The 1,972-nt window shown below is 44.2% G+C and carries 2 protein-coding genes; both read right to left on the bottom strand.

The annotated features are described in order from the left end of the window. Positions 1 to 723, bottom strand: a 723-nt coding sequence (locus tag A3729_RS20715; protein WP_197475960.1) for an efflux RND transporter permease subunit, incomplete at its 3' end; no start/stop codon positions are given. Further along, a complete protein-coding gene (locus A3729_RS31040) occupies positions 720 to 1,736 on the bottom strand; it encodes an efflux RND transporter periplasmic adaptor subunit (RefSeq protein WP_255376405.1) in 1,017 nt (338 codons plus the stop codon). The genes A3729_RS20715 and A3729_RS31040, both read right to left, overlap by 4 nt. Positions 1,737 to 1,972 lie beyond the last annotated feature (236 nt).

Below are 1,972 nucleotides of genomic sequence, written 5' to 3'. Positions count from 1 at the left end.
AATGATATTTCGATAACCCTCTGCATCACTTTTTTTAGCATCACTGGTGATTAGTACGTCACCGTCATGGGTTTTTAATACGCCACCTGGTAACTGATTTGATTGTTGCCTAATTAGACGACTGATCTCTTCGAAGCTAACTTGATATTGCTCTAAGTTATGTGCCGGGATATAGACTTGTATTTCAGAGTCTTTAACGTCTTCTAGGTCGATGATGCTGATGTTATCGTTTTCGAGGATTTCACTGCGTATGCTTCGCGCCATCTTGCTCATGCTAGCGTAGTCCGCGGTGCCACTGAGAATTAATTTACTAACGCGATTACGTACAATCAATTCCTTGACGGTTGGCTCTTCTGCCTCGTCTGGTAAGGCATCATAGTTTTCGAGACGGCTTTTAACTGTATCTAGTATATCTTTCGTGAGGTAGCCGTCTGCTACGTCAAGAGTCATTGAGCAAAAACCCTCATGCGCAATAGCGCTAAGCTCAAGTGTGCCCTCAATATCATAAATCTGGTTTTCGATTGGCTTGCAGATGCTAGATTCTATGGTTTCAACTGACGCACCAGGCAGGCTCGTATCTATCCCAATACGTTCAAGGGACACATTTGGGATCAGCTCTTTGCGAATATCGGGCAGGCTGATATAACCCAAGGCAAACACGGTAAACATAAGCAAGTTGGCGGCAACCGGATTATGTGCAAACCATGCGATCGCACCTTTCATTGAATTGTACTCGCTACAGGGTGCTCAATAAGCGCGAGATCATTGGCTAGGTAAGGCTCAACTTTCATACCTTCTGCCATTAAATGAAATGAACCGGTAACGATACGTTCGTTTGCATTTAATCCCGCCTTTACGAAGGATAGCTCTTTGCCACGATACACTAGTTCGATATTTTTTCTGTGTAAGCGCATATCGTTATCAATCGTCCAAACAGTGTTGTTGGCAGGTTCAGCACTACGAGGAATTAGCTTTAAATTATTGATTACTTGCCCTTCGATCCTTGCTTCAACAAAGGAGCCTGGTAGTAAGCTCTTGCTAGATTTGTTTGAAGCGTTATTGCTTGAAACTTGCGCAATAACATAAAGAAGCTGATTTCTATCGCGCTCCCCTTCAATTCGGTCGATAAGTCCTTGCCATTGTTTTGTCGGGTTTTGATAGCTGTTCAAGCTAGCAATAGGTTTACTTGTTTTGCCCAAGTAGCCTTTATGATTTAGACCGAGAATTTCAATTTGCTGGTCATTTAACGGGAGTCGGACTTCAACTTCGTCAGTCCCATAGATTGTTGCAACATTTGAGGTAGCCAGTATGTACTCGCCTTCAGTAATACTCAGTTTAATGACTTTGCCATCTATTGGTGCTCTGATTACAGTCTTCTTGAGTTGTTGTTTTGCATAAGCTAAGGCGGCTTCCGCGGCCGAAACTTGACTGCTGGCATGGCGCACCTGTGGTATATGACGCGCATAGTCAGTTGCGTTTCGTTTTAGGCCTTTTTGTGCGACAGCCGCCTTTGCTTTAACTCTGACTAATTCAAGTTTAGTTCGGTCAAGTTCAGCTTGTTTTTGTGCGATATCGAGTACAAAAGGCTGTTGTTCAAGTTCAATGAGAATGTCGCCCTGCTTGACCCTTGCGCCTATACTAAGCTCTTTGCTGACACGTTTGACCAGGCCGGGTACCTGATTGGTAATCTGACGAACTTCTGAGGCAGATACTCTACCGCGACTATAGATTGGAATCGCTTGGCTGCTTTCGATTACCTCTGTGTAAGGAACTCTTGGCGCCAGGTTCTGTTGAGTACTTTGCTCAGGCTCGGGTGCGTTATCGTAGAGCCAAGAAATCAGGCCAAGCGCGACGATAAGCGCGAGGAAGACGGAACGATATTTTTTAGATACTGCATCATAACTTACTGCTAATTATAGACGTGTTGGTTCGAGATAAAACAAGCCCTGTTGCTTCATTTCTTTGCTCGGGT

This window comes from Oleiphilus sp. HI0043 (assembly GCF_001634935.1).
Note: the sequence above shows the minus strand (reverse complement) of the source record. Positions and strands in the feature narration are given on the sequence as shown.